Raw genomic sequence first — 14,042 nt, forward strand, 5'->3', positions numbered from 1 at the left:
CAGCCTCCGAGCTTTGCGATATTACCGCCCCGGTCGGCCAGTCTTGCCGGGGCGACGCTTCTTGCGGGCGGTTTCAGCCGGGTCTTCATAAGAGCCGATGCCTGAACGTTCGCGGCGAAGAAGAGCTTCATCCGCACCTGCCGGTTTTTCTGTCCGCTTGACAGTCATTTCATCCAGCGTGTTCTTGCGGAACAGCGGTTTGGCCATGTCCGTGCCCGGTCCCATGTTGTCGAGCGAAGGCTTGGCAAAAAGCGACTTCTTCGGCTCGTCATCGACCGTGCGGTGAACCTTACGGCCCGCATTGTGACGGCCCTTGGTACGGCCAGTTACAGGGCTTTCAAGTTCCACTTCCCGCGCCATTGGATCGTCGGCAATCGCCAGTTCCATTTCGCGCAGGCGCTTGACCTCATCACGCAGACGCGCTGCTTTTTCAAAGTCGAGATCGGCGGCGGCATCGCGCATCTGTTTTTCAAGATGTTCAAGATGAGCAGCAAGATTGTTGCCCATCATCGAGCCTTCTTCGGCAAAGCCCGAAATATCGGCGCGGACGTGATCCTGCTCGTAAACCGAGTTCAGAATGTCCGAGATATTCTTCTTCACCGAGGCAGGCGTGATGCCATGCTCAAGATTGTAGGCTTCCTGCTTTTCGCGGCGGCGGCTGGTTTCATCCATCGCGCGCTGCATCGAGCCGGTGATGTTGTCGGCGTAAAGAATAACCTTGCCGTCAACGTTACGAGCCGCACGACCGATCGTCTGAACGAGAGACGTTTCCGAACGCAGGAAACCTTCCTTGTCGGCATCAAGAATGGCGACGAACCCGCATTCCGGAATATCGAGACCTTCGCGCAGCAGGTTGATACCCACCAGCACGTCGAACGCGCCAAGGCGCAGATCGCGAATGATTTCGATGCGTTCCAGCGTGTCGATGTCCGAGTGCATATAACGCACGCGAACGCCCTGTTCGTGGAGATACTCGGTTAGATCTTCCGCCATGCGCTTGGTAAGAACCGTGCAGAGCGTACGATAGCCCTTGCGCGCAGTTTCGCGGATTTCGCCCAACACATCATCGACCTGACTTTTCGCAGGACGCACTTCTACTGGCGGATCGATCAGGCCGGTCGGGCGGATGACCTGTTCGGCAAATACGCCGCCAGCTTCTTCCATTTCCCATTTGCCGGGCGTTGCCGAAACCGCGATGGTCTGCGGACGCATGGCGTCCCATTCCTCGAAGCGCAACGGGCGGTTATCCATGCAGGATGGCAGGCGGAAGCCATATTCGGCCAATGTTGCTTTGCGCCTAAAGTCGCCGCGATACATGCCGCCAATCTGTGGAACAGTGACGTGGCTTTCATCGAGGAAGACCAGAGCATTGTCCGGGATGTACTCGAATAGGGTCGGAGGTGGTTCGCCCGGCTGGCGGCCTGTCAGATAGCGCGAATAGTTTTCGATGCCGTTGCAGACGCCGGTTGCCTCTAACATTTCAAGGTCGAAATTCGTGCGCTGTTCAAGGCGCTGCGCTTCGAGCAGACGACCTGCGCGGGTGAGTTCCGCAAGACGATGCTGCAGCTCTTCCTGAATGGACTTGATCGCCTGATTAAGCGTTGGGCGTGGTGTCACATAGTGCGAATTCGCATAGATCTTGACTGACTGAAGATCGCCGGTCTTCTGGGCAGTCAGCGGGTCAAACTCAGCGATGGTTTCAATCTCGTCGCCAAACAGCGAGATGCGCCATGCGCGGTCTTCCAAGTGGGCCGGGAAGATTTCAATCGTATCGCCACGCACACGGAATGAGCCGCGGACGAAGTTGATGTCCTGCCGCTTATATTGCTGTGCCACGAGATCGGCGAGAAGCTGGCGCTGGTCGAGCCGGTCGCCAATTTTCATCTCAAACGTCATGGCGGTATAAGTTTCGACCGAACCGATACCGTAAATGCACGAAACCGATGCCACGATGATAACGTCATCGCGCTCGATCAGCGCACGCGTTGCTGCGTGGCGCATCCGGTCGATCTGTTCGTTTACGGTCGATTCTTTTTCGATATAGGTGTCCGACCGCGCCACATAGGCTTCGGGCTGATAGTAATCGTAATAGGAAACGAAATATTCCACGGCATTGTTCGGGAAGAAGTTTTTGAACTCACCGTAAAGCTGCGCTGCAAGCGTCTTGTTCGGCGCAAGAATAAGCGCCGGACGCTGCGTTTCCTGAATGACTTTCGCCATGGTGAAGGTTTTACCGGAGCCGGTGACGCCGAGCAAAACCTGTGTCCGATCTTCGTCGTTCAAACCACTGATCAGGTCGCGGATCGCTGTCGGCTGGTCGCCAGATGGCTCGAAGCTCGATTCCATCTCAATCGCGATGCCGCCTTCGGATTTGGCCGGACGGGCAGGGCGGTGCGGTGTCCAAAGCTCGCCATTCTTGAACAGAGGATTGCCGGATTCAATCAGGTCAGACAGCGCTTTGACGGTAGCCGTGGCGCCTGAAGGATTAAGAGCCGTGGCGTCTTCGAGGCTTATATCAAGTCCCGCAACAGGATTAAGGCCAGCGGCTGCGCGTTCCTTAGCGGAGGCTGCGCCGCCCATGGACGTACCGCGCGCGCTGCGCGTCGCTTCTTTGCTGCGTTCAGGCACCTTTTTCGGTGTCTTCGCTGCTTTGGGTGATTTGGCTTTAGGTTGAGGTTTTTCAGCCTCATCCCCTATCTCTTTCGCCCAGTCGGAAATTGAGCCTGAAAGCGGCGCACCTGAGAAACCGGACTGAGGCGCTTCGCCAAAGCCGCGAGTTTCATCATGCGAATCCTGAGTGTATTTGTCTTTTGAGGAGGCCATGTTCCCAATATGGAATTTCACGGCACAAATGAAAAGGGCGCCCGGATCAAATATGGAACAAATCCGGTGCGCCGCGTCGCAATTCTATATGGCTCCTGACATCAGGCTGTCAGGAGGTGGCAATCACCGTGGCCCGCGTGGACGCCAGCGATCACCGGGGCCGTAGACATTTGGGTGAAAGCCGGGGTGGTCTCGCCAGCCGGGACGATCACCCCAATGTGGACGTGGTTCACCCCACTGGCCGGGTCCGCGCCAACCTGGGCCCGGACGATAAGGGCCGGGGCCCCAGCCGGAACGGTATGGGCGTGGTCCCCATCCTGGTCCCCAATTTGGACCATCGTCCCATCGATTGTTGTTTATTGCCGAGCCGATCACCAGCCCGGCAATCAGGGGAATGCCGACGGCTGCGGCAGTCGAGCCGAAATTGTCGTTGGTCGTGTAACCACCACCACCCGTTTGTACGGCGATGTAATTTGAAGAAGCCCAACCGTCGAGGCCGGCATAGTTGACGCGACACCAACCATATCCGCTGGTGCAGCCTGCAACGTTGAGAAGGACACCATTCGGAATTCTACCCATTGATGGGTATTGTGTGCCGGGGCCAGTGCGAAGGTTTATATTCGCGGTTGCAAGGCCACTATATGCTTCAGCATTCGTTGCAAATAAAACTGCTAATGTAGCAATAGATGATGTAATAATAATCTTCATTTTAGCCCTTGATATGTATTACATGAATTTATACATAGCAGGTAATTGTTATTATTACTTTAAAGCCAATATGAATATTTACGGTATGATTAATAATTAAGAGTTTAACTTTTGTAGGTGTTTCGTGCCTGATTTGCATGGCTGCGGTGCGCATGTCGCACTTTCCCTTCGGAGAGGCTTGCAGCATACTCAGCGATGACTCTAGTTTTCTGTTTTGACGTGCATCTTTTACGAAACCGCTTCATGCGGTTTGGGATGCGCCTCTGGTGATCGAAGGACCTACTGATGAATGATATTAATGCGCCAAAGGGCATGTTGACTGTACGCACGCAGGCCATGCCTAAAGATACCAATTCGGCTGGTGATATTTTCGGCGGCTGGGTTATGGCGCAGATGGATACGGCCAGCGGCATTCGTGCTGCAGAACGTGCCAAGGGCCGCGTTGTAACAGCTGCGGTGCGTGAAATGTCTTTCGCCAAGCCGGTCAAGATTGGCGACGTTCTGTGTGTTTATACCGAGATTACGCGCGTTGGTCGCACCTCGATTACGTTGCGCGTTGAAGCATGGGCTCAGCGCTATCTAGCTGACGAAATGGATCTGGTTACACATGGCGAATTCGTCATGGTGGCACTCGACAAGAGTGGCCAGCCGACACCAGTTCCGGCTGAGTAAGCAAGTTCGGGAACTGATTCAGCCTGTTTCGCTAAGCTGATGAAATAGAATCGAAAAAGCCCGGGTGATCCGGGCTTTTTTACTACTTGCAGGCACGGTGGCCGCTGCGTCGCTGCATCAGGTCGAAGTGAAAATGGTCGGCATGTTCGCGGTTATAGCCTGGCCCAAGAACGGTTGTGAAATAGGAGCAGGCGTCCGAGCGCACGCTGTTGAGCAAGCCTTTTTCGCGGAAAGCAAAGAAGCCGGGCTTGCGCACCGTGATGCTCTTGCCGTTATTCAGAACGATCTTGGTGACATCGATCGCATTGCCGCGAGAATGCTCCGACATTTTGGCGCCACGGCGATGGTTCATTGTGCGGCAGGAATAGCCACCGGCATTGTGAATGGTGTTGATGCCGGACAGATAACGAAGGCGCGCAGATGGCTGCAAGTCGCCCTTGATCCAGCGCGCAAAGGCTTCTGTCACCTGACAATTCAAAGTCGCGGCAGGTTTGAAAGCGATGGCACCGCTGTTAAAGCCGCTGACTTCAATAGGGTTGTCGATACGACAGCTGCCGCTTTGATTGATGGGTGATTTTTCAGTGAAGACAACACCGAGGCGCTTTAGCCGGGTTCGGCAAGCGGCTTCCGAATTGGACATCGTGTAGATGTTCTCCGCAGTGCTGACTGGGTTCTGTACAGGTGTCGCAAAACCGTAATCGCCAGTGTAATGCGGCTGGCTCTGTGTCGTCATTTCATTGGCGTTGTTTTCGATTTCCTCCGCCAACCCCACGACACGTTGTTCCTGCGGTGTGTTCACCGAAGCAACAGGGGCAGGCGGGACCATGACATCGGTGTTGCCAATATCTGCCTGCGGTCGCGGCGGCCGTTCTCCGGAACAGCCTGCAACAAGTGTGAACAGCGCAAGAGATGCCGGTAATACGTAATGGTGAAAGCGAGCGGACAACGCAAAACTCATGCCCCTGCCTTTCATTTTGGAACCGGGCTTCCGTTCATATTAGCCGATAAGCGTAAACGAACAGTCAGTGAGCCTGTTAAGAGCTGCGGCGCAAATAAGGTGATTTATCGCCCAATTGATGGTCATAAGTCCGACGAAATCTTCATGGCTTTGTGCTAACGCTTAAAAGCGGTTTCGGGCCAAGCCGCGACAGTGTCCTCCCGGTCCCCAAAGTTCTTTCCATGTCAGCACTGATGTCGCCAAGTGTTCTGCCGATCCTGCTTCTGATCGGCTCTAATGTTTTCATGACCTTTGCCTGGTACGGGCATCTCAAGTTCACCAGTACCCCTCTGGTCACTGTCATTTTCATCAGTTGGGGCATTGCTCTGATTGAATATTGTCTGGCTGTGCCGGCAAATCGTATCGGGCATGAAGTCTATTCAGCTGCCCAACTCAAGACGATGCAGGAAGTGATCACGCTGGTGATATTCAGCCTGTTCTCGATCTTCTATCTCAAAGAAGCCTTCACCTGGAATCATGTGCTTGGCTTTGCGCTGATCGCAGGCGGGGCGGCCCTTATTTTCCGAGGGTAATTATTCAGCAGCTGCCGGGATTGGTTCCGCTTTACGTTTCCAGAACATCGGAACCAGTTCGACAGCAAGCATCGCTGTAAACAGCAAACCACAGCCGATGAAGCCGATGAAAGTCAGCCGGTCGCCAAGGAAAATTGCGCCAAACATTGCTGCAAAGATCGCTTCGGACGACAGGAAAATCGCAGCCTGTGCCGAGGTGGTATAGCGTTGGCCGATGGCTTGCAGCGTGAATGCGATGCCGGATGAAAAGACGCCGGTGAACAGCAGTTCTTTCCAGGTGAGTGCGATGACGTTCCAGTTAATGTCTTCAATTGCTGCGGCGATCAGCAAGCCTGCGACTGCGGCGGTCGCAAACTGAACGCAGCTCAGCGTGATCGGGCGACCTGCGCGATTGGCACGGCTAATCAACAAAACCTGCATAGCCCAGAAAACAGCACCGGCAATGACAAGCCAGTCGCCTTGTTTGAGAGCGCTTAGTTCCCCGCCTGATAACAGGAATATGCCTGTGAGGCAGGCGATAGCGCTTGGCCAGACAACAGGATGTGGCCAGCTGCGGAAAATAATCACGCCGAGCACCGGCACCATCACGACATAAAGACCTGTCAGGAAACCGGCATTGGTGACGGAGGTGGTGATCAGTCCGATCTGCTGCAGCACAAGGCCGATAAAAAGCGTTGCTCCAACGACCATGAAGTAAAGATAGTTCGAGCCTTTAAGCTTATGCGGTGAGCGTCTGCTTTCGGCGATTGACCATGGTAGTACGGTCAGGGCGGCAATGGCTGAACGGACACCGATAAACAAAAAGGGGCCTATGCTTGCCATTGCGGTAGACTGCGCGACGAAGCCCATACCCCAAATGACGCCCGCCAAAAGGAGAAGTAAATTTGCCTGAACGCGCGTCATTGCTGCCTCATCCCACCAAATAATTCTTTAAGCGGCTCTTGGCTTCTTGAAGCGCAGAGGGTGCTCTAAAGAGAACTGCCCTCTTTCATTTGGTTCATCTTCCCGGGGCAGGATATGCTATAGAGAATATTCGGGATAATCGGCAAGGTAGTAGTTTCACTGCGACACTGCTGCACATAAGAAAGCAAATATTTACACGCGGGGAGTTGTTTATGCTTTCATTGAAAAAGAGCAGTAAAGCTATCTTGTTGGCCGGGACGGTTTTTACGTCGATATTGAGCAGTCTTGGCGTCTCTTACGCCGCCTACAAGTTGATCCGCGATACATCCGTCCTGTGTGATTTCGCGCAGAATTGCACATTATCCCTGACACCAGTTGCCAGTGACGGTGCGCCGGGATTGGGCATTTATCGCGGTCGTGCTGTGGGCGCAAAGCCTGAACTTCAACTCTCTTATATCGACCCATCGAAAGTGTCGGGTAAGCTGGAGCTATCGATTGATGGCAAGCCCGCGTTGAGTGTCGATGCGTCAGTCATGAAGTTGCAGGATGAACAACTCAGCTATGGAGATGCGGACGCGGTCGCCAAATTGATTGAAGCGATGAGGAATGGTCAGAAGCTGCAGCTTAAATTCGCAGGCAAGGTTTCGAACTATTCGCTTTCCGGTTTTGTGGGAGGCTTGATCTATATTGACGAACAGCAATCGCGTGCAGGAACGGTTGATGCACTTCAAGCCAAAGGCGCCAAGTCAGCCCCGCCTGCGCCTGATGTGACATTGATCAAGGATGTTCAGCAGATTCCCGAACAAGTCCGCAAAGACTTCACTGACGAGGATGGCGTTTGCGGAACATCAAACGGGGATTCGTTCAGCTCCGGTGGCGGTTTTAATGCAAAGATTGCGGATGGGCTTAATCTGATCGGAATGCCGTGTGGTTCTCCTGGGGCATATAATCAGTCTTACGTGTTCTATAGCCAGAGCGAGAATCAGGTCGTCCCAATTTCGCTGCCGACCATTTCAGATGCTGGACCAAGCACAACGGATCAGGCCTGGAATATTGATTGGTCGCAGTCGAATAAAACGATCACAGCGTTCTTCAAGGGCAGGGGATTGGGTGATTGCGGCATCTATGACGTCTGGAAAGCGACTGACGACGGGGAGGGCAAGGTTCGCTTTGTGCTCGTTGAAGAACGCTCGAAAGGTGATTGCGACGGCAATTATGCGGGCGGCCCCGAAAAGTGGCCAGCGAGCTGGCCTGTATCTGCAAAATAGCTGCGGTTTTGGATACAATTAACAGGCTTAAATTTTTCTTCGTGAAATGATCGACGAAAATGCTATAGTTTAAGCAACATCACTTTGAACGGTTCCGAAGCGTGTGCTTCGGTGACCGTTTTCTTTTTGTGTACCGGCGGGTGAATTCACCTCCCGGGCGGGTGTCTTGTGCCAAACACGGCTCAAGATCAGGCGGGCAACCAAACTACCGTCGCGCTCATCCTGGAGGGACGTGCGGCGGGCGATGGAAAGGACTGGACTGGGTATGGAAAAGTTCCCAATGACCCCTCGCGGTTTCGAAAACCTCAAGGAAGAACTCCGCACGCGTCAGCAAAATGAACGCCCGCGGATCATTGAGGCAATTGCTGAAGCGCGTGCACATGGCGATCTGTCTGAAAATGCCGAATATCATGCAGCAAAAGAAGCGCAGAGCCTCAATGAAGGTCGAATCAACGAATTGGAAGACCTCGTTGGCCGCGCAGAAGTTATCGACGTTACGAAGCTGACCGGCGACAAGATCAAGTTTGGCGCCACTGTCACGCTTATTGATGAAGATACCGAAGAAGAAAAAATCTATCAGATCGTTGGCGATCAGGAAGCCAATGTGAAGGAAGGTCGTATTTCGATTTCTTCCCCGATCGCGCGTGCGCTGATCGGCAAGGGTGAAGGCGATACCATCGAGGTCAATGCACCGGGCGGTTCGCGTTCTTACGAAATTGTCGGCTTCAAGTTCGCTTGAGTCGAAACGTGTCCGTTCCCGTTGAACAGGTTGAAGTCGTAGCGCCGAACTTCAAGCGCCGCCTTTCGGGTGTGACTTCGACCATCGTACAGCTCATCCCTTTGCAACGCGCAAAGGGATTGGGCATTGCAACAATGGGGCCTGGGCTTCCTGACAGCCTGCCGCATCTGGGCTGGTCAGCACTTTTCTCGTTCTGGAAAAAGCCCGCCAAACGCCGTTTTCGTATCTGGCATGCACGCCGCAATGTCGAAATGCTGGCGGGTATTTTCATGCGCGATATTCTGCGTATGAAGCTTCGACTGGTATTCACCTCAGCTGCGCAGCGTGACCACAAGCCTTTCACCAAATGGCTGATCCGTCGCATGAATGCGGTGATTGCGACCAGTGGCCGGTCGGGCAGTTTTCTTCAAGTGCCGCATGACGTGATTATGCATGGTGTCGATCTTGAGCGTTTTCATCCGCCCGTTGATTTGGCTGATGCATTCAGCGCGTCAGGGTTGCCGGGCAAATATGCCGTTGGCTGTTTTGGGCGTGTGCGTCATTCCAAAGGCACCGACCTTTTTGTCGATGCGATGATTGCGCTTTTGCCGAAATATCCGGAATGGACGGCAGTTATTACTGGTCGCACAACGTCCGAACATCAGTCGTTCGAGGATGATCTGAAAGCGCGTATTGCTGCTGCAGGTCTTCAGGATCGTATTCTTATCTTAGGTGAAGTGCCGGATATCCGTGTCTGGTACCGCCGGTTGACGCTTTATGTTGCGCCATCGCGTAACGAAGGTTTTGGCCTGACCCCGCTGGAAGCAATGGCTTCAAAAACTGCTGTCGTTGCAAGTGATGCCGGCGCTTATGCCGAAATGATCGTGGACGGCACGGGCAGCTTTGTTGCAGCGGGTGATGGCGACGCGCTTCGCGATGCGATTGAGCCATATCTTGCCGATCCGGCTATGGCGCAGCGCCATGGTGAAAATGCGCTTGCCCATGTGCATGAAGCATTTCCGCTCGAAAAAGAAGCGGACGCTATCAGCGCCGTTTATGAGCGTGTCTTTAACAGCTGAACTTAATTCCAAATAAAAAGAGCGACTGCGCCGGAACGCAGTCGCTCTTTTATGGAATATTTATCTTATCAGAGAATCATCAGAGGCTCGTCCTTGACCGGACGAATTGTCAGCGCTGTGCGTACCGAATCCACATTTGGGGCCGCGGTCAGCTCTTCAATGACGAAAGTCTGGAAGGTGTTGAGGTCGCGTGCAACGCAATGAAGCAGGAAGTCGGATTCGCCAGAAACCATCCATGCGCGGCGTACCAGAGGCCACTGCTTCGTTTTCTCCGCAAATGCCTTGAGATCGGCATCAGCCTGACGGTGCAAGCCAACCGAGCAGAAAGCCACCAGATCCTGGCCGAGCGCATTACCATTCAGGATTGCGCGGTAGCCACGAATAACGCCGCTTTCCTCGAGTTTGCGTACACGACGCAAGCAAGGAGGGGCCGAGATTCCGACCCGTTCAGCGAGTTCGACATTGGTGATGCGCCCGTCATTCTGGAGCTCCCGAAGGATTTTCCAATCGATATCGTCCAGATCAGCCTTGATAGGCATGCAAAACTCCGCGCGCAAGGATATTTCAGTCGGTTGTAATTATAAAACACTCAGCGCTGGTATAGCGCAATCTAATCCTGCTCATACCAAAAGAAACGACCGGATGTAAACCGCCTAAAGCGTTGTTAGCGCATCCAGAAAGTACGTGTGAACAGGATAAATATGGTTATGAGCTCGAGGCGGCCGACCAACATGAGGAACGAGAGCACCCAAAGTGCGGGGTCATGGATCGTCGAAAAATTGCCCACAGGACCAATTGTATCGCCGAATCCGGGGCCAACATTGGATAATGCGGTCAGTGCGCCAGTGAAGGCGGACACGAAGTCGAGGCCAAGTGAGGCGAGCAAGACCGCGCCGATAATGAGCGATGCGATATAGAGAAACAGATAGAGCAATACGTTCTGGGCGATCTCGCCAGACACTTCCGATGAACCGTACCGGATTTTAATAACAGCGTGGGGCATGACGAGGCGTGCCAGATTGGCTTGTGTCAAGCTCCACAGGATGATGAGACGGTTCATCTTGATGCCGCCGGACGTCGAGCCTGCGCAGCCGCCCAGAAAGGACGCGAGGAAAAAGATGCCTATCGCGGGTGGTCCCCACAGTGAGTAATCTTCGGTTGTAAAGCCGGTGGTTGTGATGACCGAGACAAAGTGGAACGAAGCTGAAATCAGAGCATCGCCAAATGGAACGTTAGAACCAAGGCGCAGTACGACAGCGAGGACGAAGCTGAAACCGATTACGATGGTGAAGAAGAGTTTCACCTGGGGATCTTTCAGCAGTTCTGTACGGCGTGGCATAAATGCCTTGATGTATAAAACGAAGGGCAGGGCCGACAGCACCATGAAAACTGTCGAAACAACCAGCAACATTCGGTTGCCTTCATAAAAGCCGAACGAATTATCATGGGTCGAAAAACCGGCCGTCGCGACCGTCGCTAAACCGTGATTGATTGCATCGAAGATGCTCATGCCAACCGCGAAATAAGCGATCATGCAGGCGGCTGTCAGGGTGAGATAAGCCAAAATAATGCCGAGCGCGATCTGGTTCATGCGCGGCAGAATTTTTTCCGACTTGTCCGAGTTTTCCATATGGAACAGCGCCAGACCACCAGCTCGCAACGACGGCAGCATCAAGAGGGCCAAGCCGATGAAGCCAACGCCCCCGATCCAGCAAAGCAGAGAGCGCCACAGCAGAATACCGCGCTGCATGTCATCAAGGCCTGTGAGTGCTGTAGCTCCTGTAGACGTCACACCTGACATGGCCTCAAAGAATGCCGTCGCGTAGCTGATCGGCAGATGTGAAAAATAAAGCGGGATAGAGCCAAGAAAACTTGCGGTGAGCCAAAGGCAGGCAGTCAACAGAAAACCAAGACGTGGTGTGAAGCGTGTGTTTTGGTTTTGTGTGGCAAACAGGATCAGCGCGGATAGCGCCCCGGTTGCTGCCGCAGAGCGCACGAAAATCAGCCAGTCATCGCTGCCGTCGCGCAGATCGATGGCTGCAGGCAGCAGCATTGCAACAGCCATAACAAGGCCGAAACGCGCACAGATATTGGCGACTGTCTTATAGATGGCGGTCGGCTCCAGCGTTTTTTAGAAGCTGCTTCATATCCTGTGTGTTTAACGCGGGAAATTGCCAGCTGCAATGTGGTGTGACGTATAGCCATGCCGAAAGGTCACAAGCTGTGGCTAACGGGCTTCAAATGCTGGTCGAACCTTGCAATGGCCAGTTTGCAGACCTACCTTGGCCATAATATCAGGGCATTGGCAGAGCTGAGCGCGAAGGCGATTCTAGTAAGCTTGAAGTCCGCGATTTAAATCGATTTTTGGGACCGGAGAACTACCCATGTCACAGCGTCACGCGCCCGTCATTGTCATCGGCTCAGGTCCGGCAGGATATACAGCAGCCATTTATGCAGCGCGCGCCATGCTCAAGCCGATCATCATTACCGGTTTGCAGCAGGGTGGTCAGCTGATGATCACCACCGATGTGGAAAACTATCCGGGCTATGCCGAACCTGTTCAGGGTCCATGGATGATGGATCAGATGGCGACGCAGGCTCAGAATGTCGGCGCTGAAATTCTTTATGACATCATCACAGAGGTCGATACGAAATCGCGTCCATTCCGCCTGATTGGCGATTCTGGCACGGTTTATACCTGTGATGCGCTGATCATTGCGACCGGTGCGCAGGCTAAGTGGCTGGGGCTCGAGAGCGAACAGACTTTCATGGGTGGCGGCGTTTCAGCTTGTGCGACCTGTGACGGTTTCTTCTATCGCGGCAAAGATGTCGTGGTTGTCGGCGGCGGCAATACCGCTGTCGAGGAAGCGCTTTACCTTTCGCATATTGCGAAGAGTGTGACCGTTGTTCATCGCCGCGAAGGCTTCCGCGCAGAAAAGATCATGCAGGATCGCCTGCTGAACCGCGACAATGTTAAAGTCGTCTGGAACAGCGTCATCGACGAAATCGTCGGCACCGAGGCCAAGCCACCAATGGGCGCGACAGTGACCGGCGTGCGCCTCAAGAATGTTGTCACGGGCGAAACGGCTGTTCACGACGTACATGGCGTTTTCATCGCCATTGGCCACGCACCTGCCGTTTCTTTGTTCGAGGGCAAACTCAAGCAGAAGCCAAACGGCTATCTTTGGACTGCACCTGATTCAACGGCCACAGACGTTCCAGGCATTTTTGCCGCCGGTGACGTTACGGACGATATTTACCGGCAGGCTGTAACGGCAGCAGGTATGGGTTGCATGGCTGCTCTGGAAGCAGAGCGCTGGTTGGCTGCACAGGAACCGCTGCACGAAGCTGCGGAGTAACGAGAGGGGGAGAAGGTGGTCGCACCGCTCGACTGGGATAAACTGCGCATATTCCATGCTGCCGCGGAAGCGGGGTCCTTTACCCATGCCGCGCAGACATTGCATCTGTCGCAGTCGGCTATTTCGCGTCAGGTCAGCGCGCTTGAGCAGGATGTCGGCGTTCCGCTGTTTCATCGTCATGCGCGTGGACTTATTCTGACGGAACAAGGCGAAACGCTCTATCGCACGGCGCATGACGTGCTGATGAAGCTCGAAAATGTCCGCTCCAAGCTTGCCGAAAGCAAGGAAAAGCCGACGGGTCGCCTGCGTGTGACCACGACGGTTGGTCTTGGCTCGGGCTGGCTGATCGAGCGCATTCAGGAGTTTGTCGAGCTTTACCCGGATATTCAGCTGCAGCTGATCCTCGATAATGAGGAACTGGATCTGACCATGCGTCATGCGGATTGCGCAATCCGCTTGCGCCAGCCCCAGCAGCCTGACCTCATCCAGCGCCGCCTGTTCACCGTGCATATGCATGTTTATGCCTCTGCGGGTTATGTCTCGAAATATGGGAAGCTGAATTCCATAGACGAGATCGACCAGCATCGGGTTGTAACATTCGGTGAGCCTGCTCCAAGCTATCTGACAGGATTGAACTGGCTCGAGATCGCTGGTCGGTCCGATGGCAGCTCCCGCATTCCGGTTTTGCAGGTGAATAATCTGCTTTCCATTCGTCGTGCGGTCCAGCGTGGTGTCGGAATTGCGGTGTTGCCTGACTATATGGCGGACAAGGAATCCGGGCTTGTTCAGCTTCTGCCAGAGCTTGAGGAAATCCCATCCTTCGACACGTTCTTCTGTTATCCGGAAGCGCTGAAGAATTCTGCCAAGCTTCATGCTTTCCGTGATTTCCTGTTCTCGAAGGCAAGAAACTGGACCTTCTGATCTTCGTTTTTGACAAGAAAAGGCCGCGCTGGACAATCCAGCGCGGCCTTTTTGTTTTGTG

The 14,042-nt window shown here is 53.9% G+C and carries 13 protein-coding genes; 7 read left to right on the plus strand and 6 right to left on the minus strand.

Features of this window, described 5'->3' with window-relative positions; translation table 11 throughout:
- Positions 1 to 21: 21 nt before the first annotated feature.
- On the minus strand, positions 22 to 2,823 hold the full coding sequence (gene uvrB, locus QSJ70_RS00800; RefSeq protein ID WP_064320862.1) for an excinuclease ABC subunit UvrB: 2,802 nt from the start codon (positions 2,821 to 2,823) through the stop codon (positions 22 to 24).
- A 123-nt stretch (positions 2,824 to 2,946) separates the two neighbouring features.
- Positions 2,947 to 3,531, minus strand: a complete 585-nt coding sequence (locus QSJ70_RS00805; RefSeq protein WP_007875959.1) for an SH3 domain-containing protein — start codon at positions 3,529 to 3,531, stop codon at positions 2,947 to 2,949.
- Between the two features lie 285 nt (positions 3,532 to 3,816).
- On the opposite strand from QSJ70_RS00805, the gene QSJ70_RS00810 reads away from it, so the two are divergent.
- Positions 3,817 to 4,203, plus strand: coding sequence for an acyl-CoA thioesterase (locus tag QSJ70_RS00810; RefSeq protein WP_007875958.1), 387 nt, complete (start codon positions 3,817 to 3,819; stop codon positions 4,201 to 4,203).
- 82 nt (positions 4,204 to 4,285) lie between these two features.
- On the opposite strand, the gene QSJ70_RS00815 is transcribed toward QSJ70_RS00810, so the two are convergent.
- On the minus strand, positions 4,286 to 5,161 hold the full coding sequence (locus QSJ70_RS00815; RefSeq protein WP_194779899.1) for an extensin-like domain-containing protein: 876 nt from the start codon (positions 5,159 to 5,161) through the stop codon (positions 4,286 to 4,288).
- A 221-nt stretch (positions 5,162 to 5,382) separates the two neighbouring features.
- Here QSJ70_RS00815 and QSJ70_RS00820 point away from each other — a divergent pair, with 221 nt between their 5' ends.
- Positions 5,383 to 5,733 carry a DMT family protein gene (locus QSJ70_RS00820; protein WP_007875953.1) on the plus strand — a complete coding sequence of 117 codons (351 nt, stop codon included), beginning with the start codon at positions 5,383 to 5,385 and terminating at the stop codon, positions 5,731 to 5,733.
- Here the strand turns inward: QSJ70_RS00820 and QSJ70_RS00825 are convergent, their stop codons facing one another.
- Complete coding sequence (locus tag QSJ70_RS00825) at positions 5,734 to 6,636, minus strand: DMT family transporter (protein ID WP_064320858.1); 903 nt, start codon at positions 6,634 to 6,636, stop codon at positions 5,734 to 5,736.
- A 212-nt stretch (positions 6,637 to 6,848) separates the two neighbouring features.
- Between QSJ70_RS00825 and QSJ70_RS00830 the strand changes: the two genes are divergently transcribed.
- The 3 genes from QSJ70_RS00830 to QSJ70_RS00840 all read left to right on the plus strand — a co-directional run bounded on the left by QSJ70_RS00830 (position 6,849) and on the right by QSJ70_RS00840 (position 9,701).
- Entirely contained in the window at positions 6,849 to 7,904 is a 1,056-nt protein-coding gene (locus QSJ70_RS00830) for a DUF1176 domain-containing protein (protein ID WP_285534480.1), read from the plus strand.
- 265 nt (positions 7,905 to 8,169) lie between these two features.
- The gene (gene greA / locus QSJ70_RS00835; protein ID WP_285534481.1) at positions 8,170 to 8,643 is read left to right on the plus strand and encodes a transcription elongation factor GreA; all 474 of its coding nucleotides are present in this window, start codon (positions 8,170 to 8,172) and stop codon (positions 8,641 to 8,643) included.
- Positions 8,644 to 8,651: 8 nt separating this feature from the next.
- Positions 8,652 to 9,701, plus strand: a complete 1,050-nt coding sequence (locus tag QSJ70_RS00840; RefSeq protein WP_502871657.1) for a glycosyltransferase family 4 protein — start codon at positions 8,652 to 8,654, stop codon at positions 9,699 to 9,701.
- Positions 9,702 to 9,769: 68 nt separating this feature from the next.
- On the opposite strand, the gene QSJ70_RS00845 is transcribed toward QSJ70_RS00840, so the two are convergent.
- Both QSJ70_RS00845 and QSJ70_RS00850 read right to left on the minus strand, forming a co-directional pair.
- A complete protein-coding gene (locus QSJ70_RS00845) occupies positions 9,770 to 10,240 on the minus strand; it encodes an Lrp/AsnC family transcriptional regulator (RefSeq protein WP_007875947.1) in 471 nt (156 codons plus the stop codon).
- Between the two features lie 125 nt (positions 10,241 to 10,365).
- Positions 10,366 to 11,766, minus strand: a complete 1,401-nt coding sequence (locus tag QSJ70_RS00850) for a TrkH family potassium uptake protein (protein ID WP_007875946.1) — start codon at positions 11,764 to 11,766, stop codon at positions 10,366 to 10,368.
- 319 nt (positions 11,767 to 12,085) lie between these two features.
- On the opposite strand from QSJ70_RS00850, the gene trxB reads away from it, so the two are divergent.
- Both trxB and QSJ70_RS00860 read left to right on the plus strand, forming a co-directional pair.
- Positions 12,086 to 13,060, plus strand: coding sequence for a thioredoxin-disulfide reductase (gene trxB, locus QSJ70_RS00855; protein ID WP_007875945.1), 975 nt, complete (start codon positions 12,086 to 12,088; stop codon positions 13,058 to 13,060).
- 15 nt (positions 13,061 to 13,075) lie between these two features.
- Positions 13,076 to 13,981 (plus strand): LysR family transcriptional regulator, encoded by a 906-nt coding sequence (locus QSJ70_RS00860; RefSeq protein WP_007875944.1) that lies wholly within the window; start codon positions 13,076 to 13,078, stop codon positions 13,979 to 13,981.
- Positions 13,982 to 14,042 lie beyond the last annotated feature (61 nt).

Source organism: Brucella sp. NBRC 12950 (assembly GCF_030268145.1).
Lineage (GTDB): Bacteria > Pseudomonadota > Alphaproteobacteria > Rhizobiales > Rhizobiaceae > Brucella.

Excerpts from the sequence above, each read along its gene's own strand:
- uvrB (WP_064320862.1), bottom strand. The coding sequence starts at position 2,823 with ATGGCCTCCTCAAAAGACAAATACACTCAGGATTCGCATGATGAAACT.
- QSJ70_RS00805 (WP_007875959.1), bottom strand. The coding sequence starts at position 3,531 with ATGAAGATTATTATTACATCATCTATTGCTACATTAGCAGTTTTATTT.
- QSJ70_RS00810 (WP_007875958.1), top strand. The coding sequence starts at position 3,817 with ATGAATGATATTAATGCGCCAAAGGGCATGTTGACTGTACGCACGCAG.
- QSJ70_RS00815 (WP_194779899.1), bottom strand. The coding sequence starts at position 5,161 with ATGAGTTTTGCGTTGTCCGCTCGCTTTCACCATTACGTATTACCGGCA.
- QSJ70_RS00820 (WP_007875953.1), top strand. The coding sequence starts at position 5,383 with ATGTCAGCACTGATGTCGCCAAGTGTTCTGCCGATCCTGCTTCTGATC.
- QSJ70_RS00825 (WP_064320858.1), bottom strand. The coding sequence starts at position 6,636 with ATGACGCGCGTTCAGGCAAATTTACTTCTCCTTTTGGCGGGCGTCATT.
- QSJ70_RS00830 (WP_285534480.1), top strand. The coding sequence starts at position 6,849 with ATGCTTTCATTGAAAAAGAGCAGTAAAGCTATCTTGTTGGCCGGGACG.
- greA (WP_285534481.1), top strand. The coding sequence starts at position 8,170 with ATGGAAAAGTTCCCAATGACCCCTCGCGGTTTCGAAAACCTCAAGGAA.
- QSJ70_RS00845 (WP_007875947.1), bottom strand. The coding sequence starts at position 10,240 with ATGCCTATCAAGGCTGATCTGGACGATATCGATTGGAAAATCCTTCGG.
- QSJ70_RS00850 (WP_007875946.1), bottom strand. The coding sequence starts at position 11,766 with ATGGCTGTTGCAATGCTGCTGCCTGCAGCCATCGATCTGCGCGACGGC.
- trxB (WP_007875945.1), top strand. The coding sequence starts at position 12,086 with ATGTCACAGCGTCACGCGCCCGTCATTGTCATCGGCTCAGGTCCGGCA.